24 protein-coding genes are annotated in these 20,114 nt (G+C 57.4%); 7 read left to right on the forward strand and 17 right to left on the reverse strand.

The features are described from left to right. Positions 1-20 precede the first annotated feature (20 nt). The 14 genes from AT959_RS04930 to AT959_RS04995 form a co-directional block, all read right to left on the reverse strand. Positions 21-665 carry a pyrimidine 5'-nucleotidase gene (locus AT959_RS04930; RefSeq protein WP_066881204.1) on the reverse strand — a complete coding sequence of 215 codons (645 nt, stop codon included), beginning with the start codon at positions 663-665 and terminating at the stop codon, positions 21-23. After that, complete coding sequence (gene argB, locus AT959_RS04935; protein ID WP_066881206.1) at positions 665-1,552, reverse strand: acetylglutamate kinase; 888 nt, start codon at positions 1,550-1,552, stop codon at positions 665-667. The genes AT959_RS04930 and argB overlap by 1 nt, the downstream gene beginning before the upstream one ends. An 84-nt stretch (positions 1,553-1,636) precedes the next feature. Beyond that, complete coding sequence (locus tag AT959_RS04940) at positions 1,637-2,053, reverse strand: Hsp20/alpha crystallin family protein (protein WP_066881208.1); 417 nt, start codon at positions 2,051-2,053, stop codon at positions 1,637-1,639. A gap of 126 nt (positions 2,054-2,179) precedes the next feature. Further along, the gene (nudB, locus tag AT959_RS04945) at positions 2,180-2,623 is read right to left on the reverse strand and encodes a dihydroneopterin triphosphate diphosphatase (protein ID WP_066881210.1); all 444 of its coding nucleotides are present in this window, start codon (positions 2,621-2,623) and stop codon (positions 2,180-2,182) included. Next, positions 2,620-3,048, reverse strand: coding sequence for a barstar family protein (locus tag AT959_RS04950; RefSeq protein ID WP_066881212.1), 429 nt, complete (start codon positions 3,046-3,048; stop codon positions 2,620-2,622). Before AT959_RS04950 ends, nudB begins: the two co-directional genes overlap by 4 nt. A gap of 5 nt (positions 3,049-3,053) precedes the next feature. After that, positions 3,054-3,416, reverse strand: coding sequence for a guanyl-specific ribonuclease (locus AT959_RS04955; protein ID WP_066881214.1), 363 nt, complete (start codon positions 3,414-3,416; stop codon positions 3,054-3,056). 8 nt (positions 3,417-3,424) lie between these two features. Beyond that, positions 3,425-5,227, reverse strand: coding sequence for an aspartate--tRNA ligase (aspS, locus tag AT959_RS04960; RefSeq protein ID WP_066881216.1), 1,803 nt, complete (start codon positions 5,225-5,227; stop codon positions 3,425-3,427). Between the two features lie 19 nt (positions 5,228-5,246). Then, positions 5,247-5,861: a DUF502 domain-containing protein gene (locus AT959_RS04965; RefSeq protein ID WP_205629840.1), complete on the reverse strand. Its 615-nt coding sequence runs from the start codon at positions 5,859-5,861 to the stop codon at positions 5,247-5,249. After that, complete coding sequence (locus tag AT959_RS04970) at positions 5,861-6,124, reverse strand: FmdB family zinc ribbon protein (protein ID WP_066881220.1); 264 nt, start codon at positions 6,122-6,124, stop codon at positions 5,861-5,863. Before AT959_RS04970 ends, AT959_RS04965 begins: the two co-directional genes overlap by 1 nt. 72 nt (positions 6,125-6,196) lie before the next feature. After that, positions 6,197-7,051 (reverse strand): prepilin peptidase, encoded by an 855-nt coding sequence (locus AT959_RS04975; RefSeq protein ID WP_066881222.1) that lies wholly within the window; start codon positions 7,049-7,051, stop codon positions 6,197-6,199. Beyond that, positions 7,051-8,274 (reverse strand): type II secretion system F family protein, encoded by a 1,224-nt coding sequence (locus AT959_RS04980; protein WP_066881224.1) that lies wholly within the window; start codon positions 8,272-8,274, stop codon positions 7,051-7,053. The genes AT959_RS04975 and AT959_RS04980 overlap by 1 nt, the downstream gene beginning before the upstream one ends. Before the next feature lie 15 nt (positions 8,275-8,289). Next, entirely contained in the window at positions 8,290-10,005 is a 1,716-nt protein-coding gene (pilB, locus tag AT959_RS04985) for a type IV-A pilus assembly ATPase PilB (protein WP_066881226.1), read from the reverse strand. A 74-nt stretch (positions 10,006-10,079) separates the two neighbouring features. Continuing rightward, complete coding sequence (locus AT959_RS04990) at positions 10,080-11,354, reverse strand: HlyC/CorC family transporter (protein WP_066881229.1); 1,275 nt, start codon at positions 11,352-11,354, stop codon at positions 10,080-10,082. A 3-nt stretch (positions 11,355-11,357) separates the two neighbouring features. Then, positions 11,358-12,074 carry a cytochrome C assembly family protein gene (locus AT959_RS04995; protein ID WP_338032493.1) on the reverse strand — a complete coding sequence of 239 codons (717 nt, stop codon included), beginning with the start codon at positions 12,072-12,074 and terminating at the stop codon, positions 11,358-11,360. A 152-nt stretch (positions 12,075-12,226) separates the two neighbouring features. On the opposite strand from AT959_RS04995, the gene ffh reads away from it, so the two are divergent. Beyond that, on the forward strand, positions 12,227-13,585 hold the full coding sequence (gene ffh, locus AT959_RS05000) for a signal recognition particle protein (protein ID WP_066881233.1): 1,359 nt from the start codon (positions 12,227-12,229) through the stop codon (positions 13,583-13,585). 9 nt (positions 13,586-13,594) lie between these two features. Here ffh and AT959_RS05005 read toward each other — a convergent pair whose 3' ends face one another. Together AT959_RS05005 and AT959_RS05010 are read right to left on the reverse strand one after the other, a co-directional pair. Continuing rightward, positions 13,595-14,206 carry a lytic transglycosylase domain-containing protein gene (locus tag AT959_RS05005; RefSeq protein ID WP_066881235.1) on the reverse strand — a complete coding sequence of 204 codons (612 nt, stop codon included), beginning with the start codon at positions 14,204-14,206 and terminating at the stop codon, positions 13,595-13,597. Next, positions 14,194-15,924, reverse strand: a complete 1,731-nt coding sequence (locus tag AT959_RS05010; RefSeq protein ID WP_066881237.1) for a proline--tRNA ligase — start codon at positions 15,922-15,924, stop codon at positions 14,194-14,196. Before AT959_RS05010 ends, AT959_RS05005 begins: the two co-directional genes overlap by 13 nt. A 112-nt stretch (positions 15,925-16,036) precedes the next feature. Here AT959_RS05010 and AT959_RS05015 point away from each other — a divergent pair, with 112 nt between their 5' ends. The 3 genes from AT959_RS05015 to coq7 are packed head-to-tail and all read left to right on the forward strand — an operon-like array spanning position 16,037 to position 17,723. Continuing rightward, positions 16,037-16,576, forward strand: a complete 540-nt coding sequence (locus AT959_RS05015; RefSeq protein WP_066881239.1) for an RNA pyrophosphohydrolase — start codon at positions 16,037-16,039, stop codon at positions 16,574-16,576. Beyond that, positions 16,576-17,094: a CNP1-like family protein gene (locus AT959_RS20330; protein WP_240481724.1), complete on the forward strand. Its 519-nt coding sequence runs from the start codon at positions 16,576-16,578 to the stop codon at positions 17,092-17,094. The genes AT959_RS05015 and AT959_RS20330 overlap by 1 nt, the downstream gene beginning before the upstream one ends. A gap of 5 nt (positions 17,095-17,099) precedes the next feature. After that, entirely contained in the window at positions 17,100-17,723 is a 624-nt protein-coding gene (gene coq7 / locus AT959_RS05020; RefSeq protein ID WP_066881241.1) for a 2-polyprenyl-3-methyl-6-methoxy-1,4-benzoquinone monooxygenase, read from the forward strand. Between the two features lie 10 nt (positions 17,724-17,733). On the opposite strand, the gene AT959_RS05025 is transcribed toward coq7, so the two are convergent. Beyond that, the gene (locus tag AT959_RS05025) at positions 17,734-18,162 is read right to left on the reverse strand and encodes an OsmC family protein (protein ID WP_066881243.1); all 429 of its coding nucleotides are present in this window, start codon (positions 18,160-18,162) and stop codon (positions 17,734-17,736) included. A 497-nt stretch (positions 18,163-18,659) separates the two neighbouring features. Between AT959_RS05025 and rplM the strand changes: the two genes are divergently transcribed. The 3 genes from rplM (at position 18,660) to erpA (ending at position 20,023) form a co-directional block, all read left to right on the forward strand. Continuing rightward, entirely contained in the window at positions 18,660-19,088 is a 429-nt protein-coding gene (gene rplM, locus AT959_RS05030; protein ID WP_066881245.1) for a 50S ribosomal protein L13, read from the forward strand. A 9-nt stretch (positions 19,089-19,097) separates the two neighbouring features. Beyond that, a complete protein-coding gene (gene rpsI / locus AT959_RS05035; RefSeq protein WP_066881247.1) occupies positions 19,098-19,490 on the forward strand; it encodes a 30S ribosomal protein S9 in 393 nt (130 codons plus the stop codon). 182 nt (positions 19,491-19,672) lie between these two features. After that, positions 19,673-20,023, forward strand: a complete 351-nt coding sequence (gene erpA, locus AT959_RS05040) for an iron-sulfur cluster insertion protein ErpA (protein WP_066881728.1) — start codon at positions 19,673-19,675, stop codon at positions 20,021-20,023. Positions 20,024-20,114 lie beyond the last annotated feature (91 nt).

Consider the following 20,114-nt stretch of genomic DNA (forward strand, 5'->3'; position numbering starts at 1 on the left):
TATTGGTTTTTGCCCGAAAATTATAGTCGACCGCAGCGCTGCGGTAGTTCCAGAACAGATTTGATTTTCACGTCTACGTAAGGCGAGTTCTGTGAGCCAGCGCTTACCCACACGGTTTTCATCCCCAGTTTTTTAGCTGTGATTAGGTTTTGAAGGCTGTCCTCAACCATGACGCAGCGCCGCGCATCAAGGCGTTCGGCCTTGAGCAGGGCACGATAGCCGGCGGCCATCGGTTTGGGGCGAAAGCGCGTGCTCTCGACCGAATAGGCGGTATCGATATGGCGCCATAAGCCGGTGATGTCGAGGACGGCATCGAGGTAGTGGCGCGGGGCATTGGAGAAGATGATTTTCCGCCCCGGCAGGCGACGCAGGGCATGTAGGGTCGGGTGGGGAAAAACCACCATCCGGCGCAGGTCGGGAAACTGGTGGGTTTCCTTCAGGAAATGCGCCGGGTCGGTGTCGTGGTGGCGCATCAGGCCGAGCAGCGTGGCACCGTAGCGTTGCCAGTAGCTTTGGCGGATGCGGTTGGCCTCGGCCTCATCGACCCCCAGGTGCCGCTCGATGTACTCGCGCATCGAGCGGTTGATGTGGGGGAAAATATGCGGGCTGGCGTTGTGCAGCGTGTTGTCGAGATCGAACAGCCAGACGCAGCCAGCGTTCAGCATCAGTGCGACTTGATCATCGTGCCGACGCCGTGGTCGGTCAGGATTTCCAGAAGCAGGGCATGTTCGACGCGACCGTCGATGATATGCACGCCCTTGACGCCGTTACGGGCCGCATCGAGCGCCGAGCCGATCTTGGGCAGCATGCCGCCGGACAGGGTGCCATCCTCGACCATTTCGTCGATCTGCTTCGGGGTGATGCCGGTGATCAATTTGCCGTCCTTGTCGAGTACGCCAGGCGTATTGGTCAGCAGGACCAGTTTCTCGGCCTTCAGCACTTCGGCAATCTTGCCGGCGACGACGTCGGCGTTGATGTTGTAGGTCTCGCCGTTCTCGCCGACGCCGATCGGGGCGATGACCGGAATGAAGGCGCCCTTGTCGAGGTGGTCGATCAGCGATGGGTCGATCTGGGTGATTTCGCCGACCTGGCCAACGTCGATCAGATCGCCCGGATTATCCTTGTTCTCCAGCATCAGCTTTTTGGCGCGGATGCAGTTGCCGTCCTTGCCGGTCAGGCCGACGGCCTTGCCGCCGTGCTGGTTGATCAAGTTGACGATGTCCTTGTTGACCTGGCCGCCGAGCACCATTTCGACGACTTCCATGGTTTCGGCGTCGGTGACGCGCATGCCCTGGATGAATTCGCCCTTCTTGCCGACGCGGGTCAGCAGGTTCTCGATCTGCGGGCCGCCGCCGTGGACGACGACGATGTTGAAGCCGATCAGTTCAAGCAGTACGACGTCGCGCGCGAAGCAGTTTTTCAGGTGTTCGTCGGTCATCGCGTTGCCGCCATATTTGACGACGATGGTCTTGCCGTGGAAACGCTTGATGTAGGGCAGGGCTTCGGCCAGAACGGCGGCCTTGATGCCGGGGGTGAGGTTGTCGAGACTCATGGCGTGCTCCGTGTGGAATCGCCGCGGATTGTACAAAGAAAAAGGCCGGAACGGGGCCGGCCTTGTTCCCGGGGCGATGGTGGCCTATTCGATGCTCAGTCGCTTGTTCGGACTGGCGGTCCGTTTGGGCAGGGTCAGTTCGAGAACGCCATCGTTGAATTTTGCCACGGCCTGGGCTTCATCGATTTCCTGGGCCAGTTGGAAGGAACGGGAAACCTTGCCGAAATAGCGTTCCGAACGAAGCAGGCGCTCGCCTTCGCGGGTTTCCTTTTCCTGCTTGATCTCGGCGCTGATTGACACCTGATTCCCATCGACGATGACGTGAATGTCCGGTTTTTTGACGCCGGGCAGTTCGGCGTGAACGAGGTAACTGTTGCCCTGTTCCGTGACGTCCATCTTGATCGACGGCTGCTGTTGCGGCGTGCCGTTCATATCAACCGGGCGAACGAAGAAGCCGCGGAAAAGATCATCAAGCGGGTCGAGACGGGTGATGTTTGCCATGATTGCTCTCCTTCTGGTTGGTGGGTAATGCGTGTACCAAATATAGGGTGAGCTTGGCGGCTTTCAAGGCCTGTTGTCGGCTGTTTACGAAATGCCTGTTGGGGCAGCTGTCCAGGTGATTGCGGCTCAGGGCTGACGGCTGGGCAGCGCGAGAATGGCATCGCGGTTGCTGGCAGAAAAACAGCGTTCAGCGGCTTCCTGCCAGGGGTGCCAGGCGTAGGCCAGGTGCTCGCCGGGGGCAATGCGGACCGGTTGAATCGCCGGCAACTCCAGTGAAAAAACATGCTCGGTATTCTGGGTCACGCCCGGCGCGTAGCGATGTCGCCACTCCGGAAATATTTCGTAGGTGTTGGTCTGTTGCCAGTCGCTGAGCCGGAAGTGGTGGCTGTCGAGGCCGGTTTCCTCGAGAACTTCGCGGTGTGCCGTCTCGATCAGGGCCTCTGTTGCTTCCCGGCTGCCGGTCACCGATTGCCAATAGCCGGCGTGCGAGGCGCGTTCGAGCAGGAGTACTTCGAGCGCTGCAGTATGGATGACGACCAGAACCGAAATGGGTTGTTTGTATTGCTTCATGCGTCCGGCAGATTGGCGACGCCGCGGGCCGGGCTGGTCAATAGAATCCACATCGGGTGCTTTTCGGCCGAGCGGATCTGCGCTGCCGAGCGCAGGACATCGATCAAGGTCGAGAATGCCTCGGGGTCGTTGTGGCGCAGCGCCTCCAGGCCCGATACCAGCAGCAGCAGGCTTTTGCGGGCTTGCCAGTCGGGGTCGGTCAGGCAATCGTGCAGGGCGTCGAAATTGGCCCCGTACCAGATCGGGAACTCAAAGGTCCTGCCGAGTTCGCGCAGGACTTCACCGGCGTCGCCAGCGGTGCTTAGGTTGGCGCTGAGTTGTGCCAGATGGGCTTGCCCGGCCTGCGCCAGTACTTCGCCACGGCGGGCGGCAGGCAGATGGTAGAGCCCGGCCCGGGAGGCGTCCTGCAAGAGGCTGTGTTTCATCCCGGCTACTCCTGGATTCGCCGAAAACTCTGGTAATGGTCGTCGGTGTAGTAATACTCGCCGCGTTCGCCGGCGATGATGCGCCGCGGTCCGCGATCCCGCCGGCCCGGCGTCTTGACCGTGTATTCCAGGTAGTAGCCGCGCGGATGGAGCGGCAGGCGTTTTTCGTAGTTGCCGAAAACGATGCCGTCGCGGGCGTAGGGAAACGGACCGCCGGTTTTGATCAAGGTCAGCGTTTGCCGCGCTTCATGGGGTAAATTTGCCGCCAGGACGACGTCGACCGCAGTACTGTCGCGGCTGAAACTAAAACCGAATGCGCTTCCGATCGCCAGCCAGGTGACGATCAGGAAGCGCAGCCAGTTTTTCATGCCCGGTTTCAGGCCTGGGTTACTTCGAGCTGGGTTTCCACCTTCTGGCGAAGGCGGATATGCAGTTCGCGCAGTTGCTTCTCATCGACGCCGGACGGGGCGTCGGTCAGCAGGCACTGAGCGCGCTGGGTTTTCGGGAAGGCAATGACGTCACGGATGGATTCGGCACCGGTCATCATGGTGACGATACGATCCAGACCAAAAGCCAGGCCACCGTGCGGCGGGGCGCCGTACTTCAGGGCGTCGAGCAGGAAGCCGAACTTGGCCTGCTGTTCTTCCGGGCCGATGTTGAGGGCCTGGAAGACGGTTTCCTGAATTTCCGATTTGTGAATACGGACCGAGCCGCCGCCGATTTCCCAGCCGTTCAGGGCCAGGTCGTAGGCCTTGGCCAGGCACTTGCCCGGATCGCTTTGCAGCAGCGCGACATGCTCGTCCTTCGGGCTGGTGAAGGGGTGGTGGCAGGCCGTCCAGCGCTTGTCGTCCTCGTCGTACTCGAACATCGGGAAATCGACGACCCACAGCGGTTCCCAGGCCTTGCCATTGAGGAAGCCTTTTTCGTGGCCAATCTTGACGCGCAGGGCGCCGAGCGCATCGTTGACCACCTTGGCCTTGTCGGCACCAAAGAAAATCAGGTCGCCGGATTGGGCACCCGTGCGGTCGACGATGGTTTTCAGGGCATTTTGATGCAGGTTCTTGACGATCGGGCTCTGCAGGCCGCTTTCGTTGAGTTGCGTGACGTCATTGACCTTGATGTAAGCCAGGCCCTTGGCGCCGTAGATGCCGACAAACTTGGTGTATTCGTCGATCTCGCCGCGGGTCAGGCTGGCGCCACCCGGGATGCGCATCGCGGCAACGCGGCCGTTCTCGCTGTTGGCGACGCCGGCGAAGACCTTGAAGGAGACGTCCTTGACGGCATCGGTGACTTCAGTCAGTTCGAGCGTGACGCGCAGATCCGGCTTGTCGGAGCCAAAGCGGCTCATCGCTTCGCTGTAGGCCATGCGCGGGAAGGGGGCCGGCAGGTCGACGTCGATCGCATCCTTGAAGACGTAGTGAATCAGTTTTTCGATCAGCGCGGTGATGTCGTCCTCGGTCATGAACGAGGTTTCGATATCGACCTGGGTGAATTCAGGCTGGCGGTCGGCGCGCAGGTCTTCGTCGCGGAAGCATTTGACGATCTGGTAGTAGCGGTCGTAGCCGGCCACCATCAGTAGCTGCTTGAACAGTTGCGGCGACTGCGGTAACGCGAAGAACTGGCCGGAGTGAACGCGCGACGGCACGAGGTAGTCGCGCGCACCTTCCGGGGTCGACTTGGTCAGCATCGGCGTTTCGATGTCGATGAAGCCGTTGTCGTCGAGAAAGCGGCGGAAGGCGCGCGCCGTCTTGTAGCGCAGCATCATGTTGTGCTGCATCTGCGGACGCCGCAGGTCGATGACGCGGTGGGTCAGGCGGACGTTCTCGGAGAGATTTTCTTCGTCGAGTTGGAACGGTGGCGTCACCGAGGCGTTCAGGACTTCGATCTCGTGGCAGAGGATTTCGATTTCGCCGGATGCCAGATTGGCGTTGGTCGTGCCGGCCGGGCGCGGACGCACCTTGCCGGTAATCTTCAGGCAAAACTCGTTGCGGACGGATTCGGCGATCTTGAAGGTGTCGGCGCGGTCCGGGTCGCAAACGATCTGGGCCAGGCCATCCCGGTCGCGCAGGTCGATGAAGATGACGCCGCCGTGGTCGCGCCGGCGATGCGCCCAGCCGCACAGGGTAACAATTTGCCCGTCAAGGGCGGCGTTGAGTTGTCCGCAATAATGGGTGCGCATGAAACTTTCCGATGGTTCTTTAAATGTTGGTAATGACGCGAGGGTGCGGCGGCGGGGCCACGACACCCATCGATATGATGTATTTGAGTGCTTCGTCGACGGTCATGTCGAGTTCAACGACGTCCTTAGCCGGCATCATCAGAAAGAAGCCGGAGGTCGGATTGGGGGTGGTCGGCACGTATACGCTGACATAGTCACCTTCGAGGTGATTGACCAGATCTCCGCCCGGCTGCCCGGTCTGAAAGGCGATGGTCCAGCTACCTAGGCGCGGGTATTGCACCAGCAAGGCTTTCCGAAAGGCATTGCCATTCGGGGCAAACAGCGTGTCTGATACCTGTTTGACGCTTTTGTATACGGAATTAACGACCGGGATACGCGATAGCAGCTTGTCCCACCAACTCACCAGCTTCTGCCCGATGAAATTTGCAGCGAGCAGACCGGTCAGCAGAATCATGGCCAACGTCAGCAGGGCGCCTACGCCAGGTATCGCTAGGCCGAAAAGATTCTGCGGGTGCACCGTTTCCGGCAATAGGCGCAAGGATTGGTCAAGGGTGCTGATGATCAGCGACAGCACCCAGCCGGTAATGACCAGGGGCACCCAGATCAGGAGTCCGGTAATGAAATAGCGTTTGATCAATTGGCCGCGCACGGAGTGCATGCTCCTGAACCACCCTGGCAGGGCGGCGTGCTGTCAGCCTTGGGGGCAGCTTTGCCGCTGCCCTTGAAATCAGTGGCGTACCAGCCATTTCCCTTCAGCTGGAAGCCAGCCGCGGAGAGCAGCTTGTTATAGCTTTCCTGGCCGCAGGCTGGGCAGGTGGTGAGCTGCGGGTCGCTCATCTTTTGCAGATGCTCTTTCTGGGAACCGCAGGAGTCGCAGCGATATTCGTAGATCGGCATGGGAATCCTCCAAAACCTTGAATTATAACCGAGTGTCCGTGATGCTTATATATTGGTGTCAGGCGCGAAATTTCAAGCGATCAGACCAAGATAGCGGTTGGTTAGTTGCGGCCCCCAGAACAGGGCGATGACGCCAGCTGCAGCAAGGTAGGGGCCGAACGGAATCGGCACGTTGCGGCCATGGCGGGCGGCAACGATCAAGGTAATACCGACAATTGCCCCAACAACCGACGAGAGCAGAATTATGGTTGGCAGCATTTGCCAGCCAAGCCAGGCACCGAGTGCGGCCAGCAGCTTGAAATCGCCATAGCCCATGCCCTCCTTGCCGGTAGTCAGCTTGAACAGCCAGTACACGCTCCACAGGGCGAGGTAGCCTGCCATGGCGCCAATGGTCGAGGTTGGCAGGTCGACGATAGTGCCGGCCAGATTGAATGCAATGCCAAGCCATAGCAAGGGCAGGGTGATCGAGTCTGGCAAGAGTTGCGTATCAAGGTCAATGGCGGCCAGTGCGATTAGTGACCAGACCAGCAACAAGGCGCCGACCATGGCGAGCGTTGGCCCGAAGTGCCAGGCCGTATAGGCGGAGAGCAAGCCGGTAGCTGCTTCAACAAGCGGATAGCGCGGCGAGATGCTCGTGCCGCAGCCAGCGCATTTGCCTTTCAGAATCAGCAGATAGCTGATCAGAGGTATGTTTTCGAGGGCCGAGATTTTGTGCCCGCAGGCCGGACAGCGTGAGCGGGGAGTGGATAGTGTCAATGACTCGCTTGCCGGTGACAGTGCTTCGCCCCGCAACTCTGCACATTGCGCCTGCCATTCCTGCTCCATCATTTTGGGCAAACGGTGAATGACGACGTTGAGGAAGCTGCCGACGCACAGGCCGAGCAGCCCGACTATGGCAGCCAGGCCACCCATCGAATCAGGGAGCATCAGACCACCGAGCCCAGTTTGAAGATTGGCAGGTACATGGCGACGACCATGCCGCCAATCAGTGTGCCGAGTACTACCATGATCATTGGCTCCATCAGGCTGGACATCGCTTCAACGGCGTCGTCCACTTCCTGTTCGAAAAAGTCGGCGACCTTGGAGAGCATGGAGTCCAGTGCGCCAGACTCTTCGCCAATGGCGACCATCTGGGTCACCATGTTGGGGAAAATGTTGGCGTTTTGCATGGCGTTGGTCAGGCTGGTGCCGGTCGAAACCTCGTTTTGAATCTGCTTGGTGGCTGCCTTGTAAACATAGTTCCCGGCAGCCCCGCCAACGGAATCCAGCGATTCGACCAAGGGGACGCCGGCGGCGAACATGGTGGCTAGGGTTCTCGTCCAGCGGGCGATGACTGATTTACGGATGATGTCGCCAAAGACCGGAACGCGGAGCAGCAATCGATCCATCGCCATCTGGACTTTTTCCGAACGTTTCCAGCTTTCAAAAAATGAATATAGCGCGCCGCCGATGATGCCAAAGATGGCCCACCAGTAAGCAACAAAGAAATCGGAGATGGCTATGACTAGCAGTGTTGGTGCAGGGAGGTCGGCCCCAAAGCTCTTGAAAACGTCCTTGAAGGCCGGAATCACGAAGATCATGATGACCGCCGTAATGACAAAAGCGACAACGATGACCGCAATTGGATAGAACAAGGCAGACTTGATTTTGCTCTTGATGGCCAGGATCTTTTCCTTATAGGTGGCAAGGCGATCGAGCAACGTATCGAGAATGCCAGCCTGCTCGCCAGCGGCAACCAGATTGCAATATAAGGCGTCGAATTGAAGCGGATATTTCCTGAAGGCCTGAGAAAGCGAGCTGCCTGTCTCTACGTCGGCCTTGATGTCGAGTAATAGCTTGCCGACTGCAGGGTTTGAATGGCCGCGGCCAACAATATCAAAGGCTTGCAGCAGTGGAACGCCAGACTTCATCATCGTTGCCAGTTGGCGTGTAAATAGTGCGATGTCTTTGTCAGTGATTTTCCCACCGCTTTTGAAGCGAACTTTCTTGACCTTGGCGTTGATGACCCCCTGGCGGCGCAGGGTGGATTGAACAACGGACTCGCTGGCGGCGCGTATTTCTCCGCGTACGGTCTTGCCATCCTTGTTTCGGCCCTCCCAGAGAAAGGCGCTTTCCTTGATCCTGGCCTTTGATTTGGCGATTGTGGCCATTGTTATTCCTTCCCGTTAAGCATTGGTGGTGCTTAGAACTTCATCAAGCGAGGTCACGCCCTGTTTTACTTTTATCAAGCCGGATTCGCGCAGGTCACGTACGCCTTCGGCTTTTGCCTGCATGGCCAGGTCGAGCGCGGTGGCGCCGCTCATGATCAAGCGTTGCATGGTTTCCGAGACCGGCATGACCTGGTAGATGCCGACCCGCCCCTTGTAGCCACTTCCTTTGCAGCGATCGCAGCCGCCCGGGCCATAGAGCGTCCATGAGCCGTCGAGGTCGGCCTCCTTGTAGCCGGCATCGAGCAGCGTCTGGTCGGGAACCGTCATGGCCTTCTTGCAGTTGCAGAGGCGACGGGCCAGGCGCTGAGCGGTAATCAGCAGGATGCTGGAGGCGATATTGAAGGTGGGGACACCCATGTTCATCAGGCGCGTTAGCGTCTGCGGGGCATCGTTGGTGTGCAGTGTCGATAGGACCATGTGGCCGGTCTGGGCGGCCTTGATCGCGATCTCGGCTGTTTCCAGGTCGCGAATTTCGCCGACCATGATGATGTCCGGGTCCTGCCGCAGGAAGGCTTTCAGAGCAACAGGGAAGGTCAGGCCGGCGCGGTCGTCGACGTTTACCTGGTTGACGCCAGGCAGATTGATTTCTGCTGGGTCTTCTGCCGTCGATATGTTGACGCCATCCTTGTTCAGGATGTTCAGGCATGTGTACAGAGAAACCGTTTTTCCTGAACCTGTCGGGCCGGTGACCAGAACCATGCCGTACGGACGGTTTACCGCATCAAGCAGGGCTGCCTTCTGGTCCGGTTCATAGCCGAGTGCTTCGATGCCCAAGGTGGCCGAGGTTGGGTCGAGAATACGCAGGACGATTTTTTCGCCCTGCAGGGTTGGCAAGGTGCTGACACGGAAGTCGATGGCGCGATTTTTTGATAGCACCAGTTTCATCCGGCCATCCTGCGGTACCCGCTTTTCAGCGATATTTAGCCTGGAGATGACCTTGATCCGAGAGGCGATCTTTTCCTTGATGGCGAGCGGGGGGGTGGCTATTTCGCGGAGTATGCCATCAACCCGGAAGCGTATCCGGTAGTACTTCTCGTAGGGTTCGAAGTGGATGTCGGAGGCGCCATCGTTGATCGCGTCAAGAAGCATTTTCTGAATGAACTTGACGACTGGAGCGTCATCAATGTCCTGGCCGTTCGCTTCATCGGCTTTGGCGGCGGCTTCCTCGTCGAGGAAGTCCAGATTGATGTCGTCGCTGGCCAGGTTTCTGAGCGTGTCCTCGGCAGTTTCCGAGTACTTGCTGACGAGCGGAATAAGCTTCGGGTGTTCGACAACAATCGGATCGACGGCCAAGCCTGTCTGAAAACGAATTTCGTCGAGTGCCCTGAGGTTGGTTGGGTCAGCGATTGCTACCGACAGGCGATTGCCACGCTTGTTGAGCGGGATGACCTTATGTGTGGCAATCAGTTTGCGATCGATCGCCGTTGCCGGGATGTGGGCTTCATCGAAGGCCGCCAGATCAAGCAATGGATAGCCAAAGGTATCGGCGACAAAGCGGGCGATATCAATTGCCGAGGCTTTCTGGCTGGCGATGATTTGTTCGATCAGCGGGATTTTGGCCGAATTTGCCTGGGAAATCAGTTGTTCCGCCTCCGCCTCTTTGAGTCGCCCAGCCTGAACCAGTGCTCGCGCCAAGCCGCTAAGAGGAGATGTTTGAGGGGTCGCTGCCATTAATTACAGTCAAATGCCGTCTAGATCGTTTGATGATGCTACGTAGGCGCCTGTTTGTAAAGGCGGCGCCCCTGTCAGAGTTGCTTGTCGGGCTGATAGATACGGACGGTGACAACGCTGCGGTCCTGGGTCTGAAGAATTTCCACAGGAATGCCAGCCAGCTTGATGCTGACGTCCGCTTCGGGAATGTCCTGGAGGTAATCAAGAATCAGGCCGTTCAGTGTCTTGGGGCCATCGAGCGGGAAATCCAGGCCGAGCATGCGGTTGATATCCCGCAGCGAGCGGGATCCTTCGACGATGGCGTAGCCTTCTGGAAGCCAGGTCAGCGAGTTGCCTAGGCCGGGAAGAGACGTGGTGAAATCTCCGACAAACTCTTCAATAATGTCTTCCAAGGTCAGAAGTCCCAGGATTTCACCGTATTCGTCGACCACAAATCCGATGCGTTGACGGTTTTCCTGGAAAAAAGCCAGTTGGGAGAAGACTGCCGTGCCTGCAGGAATATAGTAAGGCGCCTGCAATTGCTGGAGAAGCGCCGCTTCATCAAACTCCGGGTCGCCCAAGCTGGCGAGCAGGCGACGGACCGGTAGGATGCCGATCAGTTGGTCAAGCGACTCTCGGCATACGGGAAGGCGGCTATGGTGGCTGGTCGCCAACTGCGTCCTGACCTCTTCCCACGGGCAGTCAAGATCAAGTATTTCAATGCTGCCTCGCGGCGTCATCACGTCTTCGACTGTAATGCTGTTCAGTTCGAAGAGGCTGGAGAGGATAGCCCGATGTTTTTGTGGAATCAGGTGCGATGATTCGAGCACTAGGCTGTGGAGTTCTTCGGGCGAGAGCTTGCTGTTCTCTCCAGAAGGATTGCGCGAGAGTCTGAGGAGTCGCAACAGCCCGCCTGCCATCAGGTTGATCAGCCAGACGGCCGGATAGAAAAGGCGCAGCAGCGGAGTCAGGATGTAGCCAAGGACGAGCGCCAGGCGATCGGCGTAGGTGGCGCCGATAATTTTCGGGGTGATTTCGGAAAAGACTAGGATGGCCAGGGTGACGGCCAGTGTTCCCGCACCGAGCGCCCATTTTCCGTCGCCGAACAGTTCGATGGTGATGACGCCAACCAGGGTGGCGGCGGCTGAATTGATCAGGTTGTTGCCAAGCAGGATGACGCCCAGCATCTTGTCTGTCTGATCAAGTAAAGCGATAGCTTTTTGGGCGCCATGGTGGCCGGACTGGGCAAGATGGCGCAGGCGAAAGCGATTGGACGCCATCATCGCCGTTTCGCTCAACGAGAAAAAGGCGGAAAGTGCCAACAGCAAGACCAGCGTCGCCGCCAGCGCCGACAAGGGAATGTCGTTCACGACCTAGAGGCGGCCGAGGATGACCTCGGCGACGAAACGACTGCCGACGTAAGCCAGTATCAACAGGGCAAAACCAGCAAGCGTCCAGCGCAGGGCGCGTTTGCCACGCCACCCCCAGGCATGGCGTCCGACCAGCAATGTGGCGAAGATGCCCCAGGAGGCAAAGGCGAACAGTGTCTTGTGGTCAAGCGACATCGGCTTTCCGAATAGTGCTTCGGAGAAAAAGACGCCGCTGCCCACGGTTAGGGAGAGCAGGATGAAGCCGAGCAGGAGCATCCGGAAAAGCAGCGATTCCATGGTCAGCAGTGGTGGCAGGCTGGCTAGGCTGCGTTTCATCGAGCGTTTGTGTAGGGCGTTTTCGGTGAAGCCCATGAAAATCGCGTGCAGCGCCGACAGGGTCAGCAGGCTGTAGGCCAGCATGGCGGCCAGGAAATGGAGCTTGAAGCCGGTGGCGCTGGCGTGGGCAACCAGATGAACGTTGGGGAAGGCTACCGGCAGTGCCGTGCAGGCAGCAGCCAGTGGCAGAACCATGGGCTGCATGCCTTCCATTCGGGCCATGAAGCTTTCCAGCCAATAGATCAGCGCGGCCAGCCACATCATCAGCGACAAGGCAAAACTGAATGAGAAGCGCATGCCCGTTTCGGCAAACAGCGCGCTATACAGTCCATAAGCGTGAATCAACAGGGCGGCGGCAATGGCCGCGCGCTCCCAGGTTTGCATGGGGCAGGCTACGCACTGGTTTTCGCCTTCGCGCCAACGGGTGTTCCAAAAATGGAACCCGAGCGCGCCATATATCAGGGCGGCGAGAATGTGCGGCAGAAGCTGAATTACAATGTCGGCCATCCGCAGATTCTACTAGAAGCCTACCTGACATGCTCGATAACCTGACCAATCGCCTTGCTCGCGTCATGAAGACGTTGAAGGGCGAAGCTCGCCTGACTGAATCCAATATTGCCGACGCACTTCGGGAAGTGCGTATGGCGCTGCTTGAGGCCGACGTGGCGCTGCCCGTGGTCAAGGACTTCATCGCCGCAGTCAAGGAGAAGGCGGTCGGTGAAGAAGTCATCGGCTCGCTGAGCCCGGGGCAGGCTCTGGTCGGGGTGGTGCATGCCGAACTGGCGAAAATCATGGGCGATGCCCACGAAGGCATCAATTTCAATACCCAGCCACCGGCGATTGTGTTGATGGCGGGTTTGCAGGGGGCCGGCAAGACGACCACGGTCGGCAAGCTGGCCAAGTTCCTCAAGGAAAACAACAAGAAAAAAGTGCTGGTGGTCTCTTGTGACGTTTATCGTCCGGCGGCAATCGAGCAGTTGAAGTCCGTGGCCGGGCAGGCTGGCGTCGATTTCTTCCCGTCGACGACGGGCGAAAAGCCCGAAGCGATCGCGCTGGCTGCTCTGGATTGGGCGAAACGTCATTACCACGAGGTCCTGCTGGTCGATACGGCGGGTCGTCTTGCGGTCGACGAAGAAATGATGGCCGAAATCAAGCGCTTGCATGCCGCCATCAATCCGATTGAGACCTTGTTCGTCGTCGATGCCATGCTGGGTCAGGACGCCGTCAATACGGCCAAGGCTTTTAACGAGGCCTTGCCGCTGACCGGCGTGGTGCTGACCAAGCTCGATGGCGACGCACGCGGTGGTGCCGCACTGTCAGTCCGCCATGTGACGGGCAAGCCGATCAAGTTTGCCGGTGTCGGTGAGAAGCTGAGCGGGCTCGAGGCTTTTCATCCAGAGCGGATGGCTTCCCGGATTCTCGGGATGGGCGACGTCTTGTCGCTGATCGAAGAAGCCAAGAAGGGGCTGGATGAGGAGAAGGCGGTTGCCTTCGCCAAGAAACTCAAGTCTGGCAAGGGCTTCGATCTCAATGACTTCAAGGAGCAGATCGGCCAGATGCGCAATATGGGCGGCCTGTCGGCGCTGATGGACAAGATGCCGGCGCAGATTGCCCAGATGGCCGGTCAGTTGCCTGCCGGGGCCGAGAACAAGATGGTCGGCCGCGTCGAAGGCATCATCAATTCAATGACCCCGGCCGAGCGGGCCAAGCCGGAATTGATCAAGGCCAGTCGCAAGCGTCGCATTGCGATGGGCGCCGGGGTTCAGGTGCAGGAAGTCAATCGACTGCTCAACCAGTTCGAGCAGTCGCAGAAAATGATGAAGATGATGACCAAGGGCGGCATCGGCAAGCTGATGCGCGGCATGAAAGGCATGCTGCCCGGGATGGGGCGCTGATCCGCTGATTTACTGGCCGGCCTGCACCAAGCGGGCCGGTTTCTCATAGCCCCATTGATTTTGCCAGGCAGCGCGAACGATATTTGGGTATTCCGGTTTGCCCAGGCTGCCGTTGTAGCGGCCTAAAGCGCGGAAAAGATCGCCGCGCTCAATATCCAGATAGTGGCGCAGGATGGTGCAGCCATAGCGCAGGTTGGTGCGCAGGTCGAACAGGCTATCCTCCGGTCGACCGATCAATTTCAGCCAAAATGGCATGACCTGCATGTAGCCGCGGGCGCCGGCCGAAGAGACGGCATATTTGCGAAAGCCGGATTCGACCTGCATCAGGCCGAGTACCAGTTGTGGGTCCAGGCCGGCTCGGGTGGCTTCGTAATGCACGCTGCGCAGCAGGTCGATCCGGTATTCGCGATTAGGAATGCGTTTTTCCAGGCGGCGGGACATTTCGCCCAGCCAGTCCACCGCATCCATCGAATTCTTGAATGAAGTCACCGTCGGCCGTGAGTCGGAGACGGCCTTGTGCAAGGCGCCCTGAACGCTGGCCGATAAAGGTTCATACTTCTGCGCGCCGGCGAATGCCGCCGACGCGCTGCACAGGGCGATGGCCGCAATCAGGCGGCGCACAGCTTCGCTTTGAGGGTGGTGAGGATGTCGGCTTGGCTGATCATCGTTGCCTCGGCTTCCTGGCGTCCCTTGTACTCGAGTTGCCCTTCCTTCAGGCCGCGCTCGCCGATGACGACCCGGTGGGGAATGCCGATCAGTTCCATGTCGGCGAACATCACCCCGGGGCGTTCGTTGCGGTCGTCCAGAACGACGTCGATGCCGGCCGTCTTCAATTGCGCATACAGTTCGTCTGCAGCCGTCTTGACGGCCTCGCTCTTGTGATAACCCATCGGTACGATACAGACCTCGAACGGGGCGATTGCCGTGGGCAGAACGATGCCGCGTTCGTCGTTGCCTTGTTCGATTGCTGAGCCAACGATACGTGACACGCCAATCCCGTAGCAGCCCATTTCCATGATCTGGCTCTTGCCATTTTCATCGAGGTAGGCACAGTTCAGCGCCGCTGCGTACTTCTGGCGCAACTGGAAAATGTGGCCGACTTCGATGCCGCGGCAGATTTCCAGTTTGCCCTTGCCGTCAGGGGAGGGGTCGCCGGCGACGACGTTGCGGAGATCGAACACTTCGGGTTCCGGCAGGTCGCGGCCGAAATTGACACCGCTCAGGTGGAAGCCGGCTTCGTTGGCGCCGCAGACGAAGTCGCTCATCGCGGCTACAGTGCGGTCGGCAAAAATTGCAACTTTTTTACCGTCGACCGCAACCGGGCCGATATAGCCCGGCTTGCAAGCAAGGTATTCCTCGACTTCGCTCTCCAGCGCGAGGCGGAGGTTGGTGAGGCCGGCGATCTTGCTGGCCTTGATCTCGTTCAGTTCATGATCGCCGCGCAGCAGCAGCAAGGCAAAGGTCTTGTTGCCGTCATCCGGTTCGCCGACCACGGCAATCGCTTTTACGATGTTCTCCAGCGAAACGTTCAGGAATTCGGCGACGTCGCTGCAGGCCATTTTGCCCGGGGTGGCAATCTTCTTCATGGTGTTGGTCGCGGCCGCGCGCGGGTTCGCTGGTGCCAGTGCTTCCGCCAGTTCGACGTTGGCGGCGTAATCGGAAGCCGGGCAGAAAGCGATGTCATCTTCGCCGGAGTCGGCTAGAACATGAAACTCGTGCGATCCAGTGCCGCCAATCGAGCCGGTGTCGGCGGCAACGGCGCGGAAGCGCAGGCCGAGTCGGCTGAAAATGCGGCTGTAGGTAGCGTACATGTTGCCGTATTCGCGTTTCAGGTCTTCAAATGATGTGTGAAACGAATAGCCGTCTTTCATCAAGAATTCGCGGCCGCGCATTACGCCAAAGCGGGGGCGGATTTCGTCACGGAATTTTGTCTGGATCTGGTAGAGGTGAATCGGCAACTGGCGATAGCTCTTGACGTCGCGCCGCACGGCATCGGTAATGACTTCCTCGTGGGTCGGCCCGATCACGAATTCACGCTGATGGCGATCCTTGAAGCGCAGCAGTTCGGGCCCGTATTGCTCCCAACGACCGGACTCCTGCCATAGTTCGGCAGGTTGTACCGCAGGCATCAGCAATTCCAGGGCGCCGGCGTTGTTCATTTCTTCCCGGACGATGTTTTCAACCTTGCGCAAGACACGCAGGCCGAGCGGCATCCACGTGTAAATGCCGGCCGCGGCGCGCTTGATATAACCGGCGCGCAGCATCATCTTTTGACTAACGACCTCGGCATCGGCCGGGGCTTCCTTAAGCGTGGTAAAAAAGAACTGCGAAGTGCGCATGGGATGCTCTTGAATTCGTTGCGAAAAGCGCATTTTACACGCAGGCTGTGCTTTGCACCCGGGCAGCCTTTGTGAAAGAATTGGGGCAACTTTTAATTTTTGCAGGATTTTTATGCTCGACCGTGAAGGCTACCGCCCGAACGTCGGCATTATTCTTTGTAACGCCAAGAACGAGGTTTTCTGGGGTAAGCGCATACGGGAGCATTCCTGGCAGTTTCCACAAGGTGGCATCAAGCGCGGCGAAACGCCGGAAGAGGCCATGTATCGTGAACTGTACGAAGAGGTCGGGCTCTTGCCCGAGCATGTGCGCATCCTCGGAAGAACCAAGGGCTGGTTGCGTTATGAAGTGCCGACACACTGGATCAAGCGCGAATGGCGTGGATCCTACAAGGGCCAGAAGCAAATCTGGTTTCTGTTACGCCTCGTTGGGCGTGATAACGATGTAAGTTTGCGGGCGACCAACAAACCGGAATTTGATGCGTGGCGCTGGAATGATTACTGGGTGCCTCTTGATGCCGTTATAGAGTTCAAGCGGGGGGTTTACGAGCAGGCGTTGAACGAACTCGTCCGTTTTCTTGATCTCGATCGGCGTGCTCGTCTTCGTCGAGGGGCGGTGCTTGATGATTCGGCGATTGCCGGTGAGGAGTCTTAGTGCGTTCGATTCTTCGTTCGGCTTTTTTTTTGCTGGCTTTCGTTATGTCTGGTCATGGGTTTGCGGCTTCGGACGAAGATGATGAAGCCAGGCAGTGGCAAGAAACAATAATTGTGTTACCGGCGCCGCCTGCTGAAGCTTCACTTTTGCCCTTTTATGTCAGTGCGGCCTCAGAAAATCGCTTTTTTGTTGATGTTTCTACGTTGAGCGTAGGTGGTGATGGTGTAGTTCGTTACACGCTCGTAGTCGTTTCTCCAGAAGGGGGGCGCAATGTCAGTTTTGAGGGCATGCGCTGTGAAACCAGGGAGCGCCGTATCTATGCATCCGGGCGTGCTGACGGCTCTTGGTCAGAATCTCGGGTCAAGCAATGGGCGCGGATCCGAGATGCTTATGGGAATCGCCATCACGCCGCGCTTTTCCTTGAATATTTTTGCCCGGGTGGCGTCATCGTCCGTGATGCGGCAGAGGCGCGAGAAGCTCTGCGCCTAGGCGGGCATCCCGAAACTCAGCGTAGGTGAGAGCGATGGCAATTGATCAGGTTATCAGTGAGGTTGATCGTGTATTGCGCACGCTCTGGGCGCCAGCTTCCAGCGTCAGGCCATTACCCGGTGCAGAGTTGTCGGATGCTGAGCTGAGTGCCGCCGAACGAAGCCATGTGGTCGGCTTGATGCGAGTCAATCACTGCGGTGAAATTTGTGCCCAGGCTCTATATCAGGGGCAGGCGCTGACCTCGCGTGAGCCCGGTGTTCGCGAAGCGCTATGCATCGCTGCGAATGAAGAAACCGAGCACCTCGCCTGGACTGAGCGACGTATTGGCGAGTTGGGGGGGCAAAAAAGCCTCCTGAATCCCGTGCTTTACGCCGGTGCCTTGTCGATGGGGGTTGCTGCCGGGTTGCTAGGCGACAAATGGAATCTTGGCTTCCTGGCCGAGACAGAGCGACAGGTCGAGGCCCATCTGGATACCCACCTGCTTAGTTTGCCTGCTGGTGATCAGCGTTCGCGTGCAATCGTCGAGCAAATGAGGCTTGATGAAATTCGGCATGCAGATATGGCGATTCATTACGGTGCTGCAGAACTGCCGCCATTGGTAAAAATCACCATGAAGGTGGCAGCCAAGATCATGACCAAGGCTGCCTATTATCTATAGGAGGCTTGTCTCAGGCCTCGTCTATGATTTCGAAGTCGTGCGTGATCGTTGCTGTTTTTCCGATCATGATCGAAGCGGAGCAGTATTTGTCTTTCGATAGCTCAATGGCGCGTGCAACTGCTTCTGGTTTGAGCTGTTTTCCTTTGACGCGATAGTGAAAGTGGATGTTTGTAAAGATTTTCGGATCGGTGTTGGCACGCTCCGCTGTTAGTGCAACGTCGCATCCACTGACTGCGTGCCGGCCTTTTTTTAGAATAAGCACGACGTCAAATGCGGTACAACCACCTGTCCCCGCTAAGACCATTTCCATTGGCCGTAGGCCGAGATTTCTCCCGCCGGCTTCGGGGGCGCCGTCCATAACGACAGCGTGGCCGCTCCCTGTCTCTGCGACAAAAGACATGCCGGCATCATTGCCCATCCATCTAACAGTGCATTCCATCTGCGTCTCCTTGAAAGAGTCTGGATTTTAGCGGATATCAATGCATCGGGCAGTTGTGCGATGCCTTGCTGCGGCGCACAACGACATGAGGGTGATTGGAGGCAATGATATCGAAAATTTTTGGTTTAACATTTCAGTATCGATTAAACGCGCGTTAAAATTTTTGCGAAAAAACAATGATATATGATTTATTGTTTTTAACTATTCTTTGATAATTAAATGCATTGTGCGGCGCACAAAAAACCTTGCCTCTGTCTGTCTCTTCGTGCAGAATACGAAGCGTACGAACCAAGGTTGATTGTTAAAGATTTTTCCGCGGTTCAGGATTGTCTCCTCCACCCTCCTCCTTTGGTGTGGATTTAACGCGGCTCAGCGAGCCGCGTTTTTTTTAATTACTCCAGATCAAGATCTATATAGCTCTTGACATCGATTGTTGGAGTCGACTAGAATCCGCGCCTTTCTCCAATCTGCGCCCAATTTTTCAGGACGGCACACACATGAAAACGTTTTCCGCCAAGCCACATGAGGTGAAGCGCGAGTGGTTTGTGGTAGACGCCACAGACAAGGTGCTCGGCCGCCTCGCCACCGAAATTGCTCGTCGCCTCCGTGGCAAGCACAAAGCTATTTATACTCCGCACGTTGACACCGGTGACTTCATCGTTGTTACCAACGTCGAGAAGCTCGTTGTAACCGGTAACAAGGCCGAAGGTAAGAAGTACTTCCGTCACTCCGGTTATCCGGGCGGTATCTACGAAACCAACTTCAAGAAGATGCAGCAGCGTTTTCCGGGGCGTGCTCTGGAAACTGCCGTAAAGGGTATGCTGCCGAAGGGTCCGCTGGGCTATGCCATGCTGAAGAAGCTGAAGTGCTATGCCGGTGAACAGCATCCTCACACCGCCCAGCAGCCCAAGGCTCTGGAAATCTAAGGGGTCAACATGGCTGAAAGTTATTTCTACGGTACCGGTCGTCGCAAGAGCGCCGTTGCTCGTGTTTTTATGAAGCGTGGTTCTGGCGCTATTGTTGTAAATGGCAAGCCGGTGGATCAATTCTTCTCTCGCGAAACGGGGCGGATGATTGTTCGTCAGCCGCTTGAGTTGGTTGAGCAGCTTCAGGGTTTTGATATCAAGGTCAATGTGACCGGTGGTGGTGAGTCGGGCCAGGCTGGTGCAGTTCGTCACGGTATTACCCGTGCTTTGATCGAGTACGATGCGGGGCTTAAGCCAGCTCTTTCCAAGGCTGGCTTTGTTACCCGTGATGCTCGTGAAGTTGAACGTAAAAAAGTCGGTTTCCATAAAGCACGTCGTCGCAAGCAGTTCTCCAAGCGCTAACGCGCATGCTGTTGCAAAAAAGCCGCCTTTGGGCGGCTTTTTGTTTTTCACGTTGGCTTAAATTATGTGTTGCTGTATGGGGGAAATGCGTGGAACTAAAGCTGGTCGCCCGAAACTAACTGCATTGACCGGGGCAATGCGGACTCGCATAATCTCACATGATTTTTTTAGGAGTTTTTCTGATGAACGCTGTGACCGAAATGACCTCTCCGTTGCTCTTTACTGATAATGCGGCCAACAAAGTCAAAGAGTTGATTGAGGAAGAGGGGAATCCGGGCCTGAAATTGCGTGTTTTTGTTACGGGCGGAGGTTGCTCTGGATTTCAGTATGGTTTTACCTTCGACGAGGAGGTAAATGAGGACGATACGACGATGGAAAAAAATGGCGTCACATTGTTGATCGATCCGATGAGTTATCAATATTTGCTTGGTGCTGAGATTGACTATTCCGAGGGCTTGGAGGGGTCTCAGTTTGTTATTAGGAACCCGAATGCCACTTCGACTTGCGGATGTGGTTCGTCGTTCTCTGCGTAATCTTTGATTTCTCTGTTGAAAAGGCGGCTTGGCCGCCTCAGATTGCTGACAAAGCCTCCAATCGTTTGGGGGCTTTGTTTTTTTATAATGT

The sequence above is a fragment of the Dechloromonas denitrificans genome (assembly GCF_001551835.1).
GTDB classification, from domain to species: Bacteria; Pseudomonadota; Gammaproteobacteria; order Burkholderiales; family Rhodocyclaceae; genus Azonexus; species Azonexus denitrificans.

Excerpts from the sequence above, each read along its gene's own strand:
- AT959_RS04950 (WP_066881212.1), bottom strand. The coding sequence starts at position 3,048 with ATGAAACACAGCCTCTTGCAGGACGCCTCCCGGGCCGGGCTCTACCAT.
- nudB (WP_066881210.1), bottom strand. The coding sequence starts at position 2,623 with ATGAAGCAATACAAACAACCCATTTCGGTTCTGGTCGTCATCCATACT.
- coq7 (WP_066881241.1), top strand. The coding sequence starts at position 17,100 with ATGGCAATTGATCAGGTTATCAGTGAGGTTGATCGTGTATTGCGCACG.
- argB (WP_066881206.1), bottom strand. The coding sequence starts at position 1,552 with ATGAGTCTCGACAACCTCACCCCCGGCATCAAGGCCGCCGTTCTGGCC.
- AT959_RS04980 (WP_066881224.1), bottom strand. The coding sequence starts at position 8,274 with ATGGCCACAATCGCCAAATCAAAGGCCAGGATCAAGGAAAGCGCCTTT.
- AT959_RS05015 (WP_066881239.1), top strand. The coding sequence starts at position 16,037 with ATGCTCGACCGTGAAGGCTACCGCCCGAACGTCGGCATTATTCTTTGT.
- rpsI (WP_066881247.1), top strand. The coding sequence starts at position 19,098 with ATGGCTGAAAGTTATTTCTACGGTACCGGTCGTCGCAAGAGCGCCGTT.
- AT959_RS04975 (WP_066881222.1), bottom strand. The coding sequence starts at position 7,051 with ATGCTCCCTGATTCGATGGGTGGCCTGGCTGCCATAGTCGGGCTGCTC.
- AT959_RS05025 (WP_066881243.1), bottom strand. The coding sequence starts at position 18,162 with ATGGAATGCACTGTTAGATGGATGGGCAATGATGCCGGCATGTCTTTT.
- erpA (WP_066881728.1), top strand. The coding sequence starts at position 19,673 with ATGAACGCTGTGACCGAAATGACCTCTCCGTTGCTCTTTACTGATAAT.
- ffh (WP_066881233.1), top strand. The coding sequence starts at position 12,227 with ATGCTCGATAACCTGACCAATCGCCTTGCTCGCGTCATGAAGACGTTG.
- AT959_RS05010 (WP_066881237.1), bottom strand. The coding sequence starts at position 15,924 with ATGCGCACTTCGCAGTTCTTTTTTACCACGCTTAAGGAAGCCCCGGCC.
- AT959_RS04940 (WP_066881208.1), bottom strand. The coding sequence starts at position 2,053 with ATGGCAAACATCACCCGTCTCGACCCGCTTGATGATCTTTTCCGCGGC.
- aspS (WP_066881216.1), bottom strand. The coding sequence starts at position 5,227 with ATGCGCACCCATTATTGCGGACAACTCAACGCCGCCCTTGACGGGCAA.
- AT959_RS04930 (WP_066881204.1), bottom strand. The coding sequence starts at position 665 with ATGCTGAACGCTGGCTGCGTCTGGCTGTTCGATCTCGACAACACGCTG.
- AT959_RS04970 (WP_066881220.1), bottom strand. The coding sequence starts at position 6,124 with ATGCCGATCTACGAATATCGCTGCGACTCCTGCGGTTCCCAGAAAGAG.
- pilB (WP_066881226.1), bottom strand. The coding sequence starts at position 10,005 with ATGGCAGCGACCCCTCAAACATCTCCTCTTAGCGGCTTGGCGCGAGCA.
- rplM (WP_066881245.1), top strand. The coding sequence starts at position 18,660 with ATGAAAACGTTTTCCGCCAAGCCACATGAGGTGAAGCGCGAGTGGTTT.
- AT959_RS04995 (WP_338032493.1), bottom strand. The coding sequence starts at position 12,074 with ATGCAAACCTGGGAGCGCGCGGCCATTGCCGCCGCCCTGTTGATTCAC.
- AT959_RS04955 (WP_066881214.1), bottom strand. The coding sequence starts at position 3,416 with ATGAAAAACTGGCTGCGCTTCCTGATCGTCACCTGGCTGGCGATCGGA.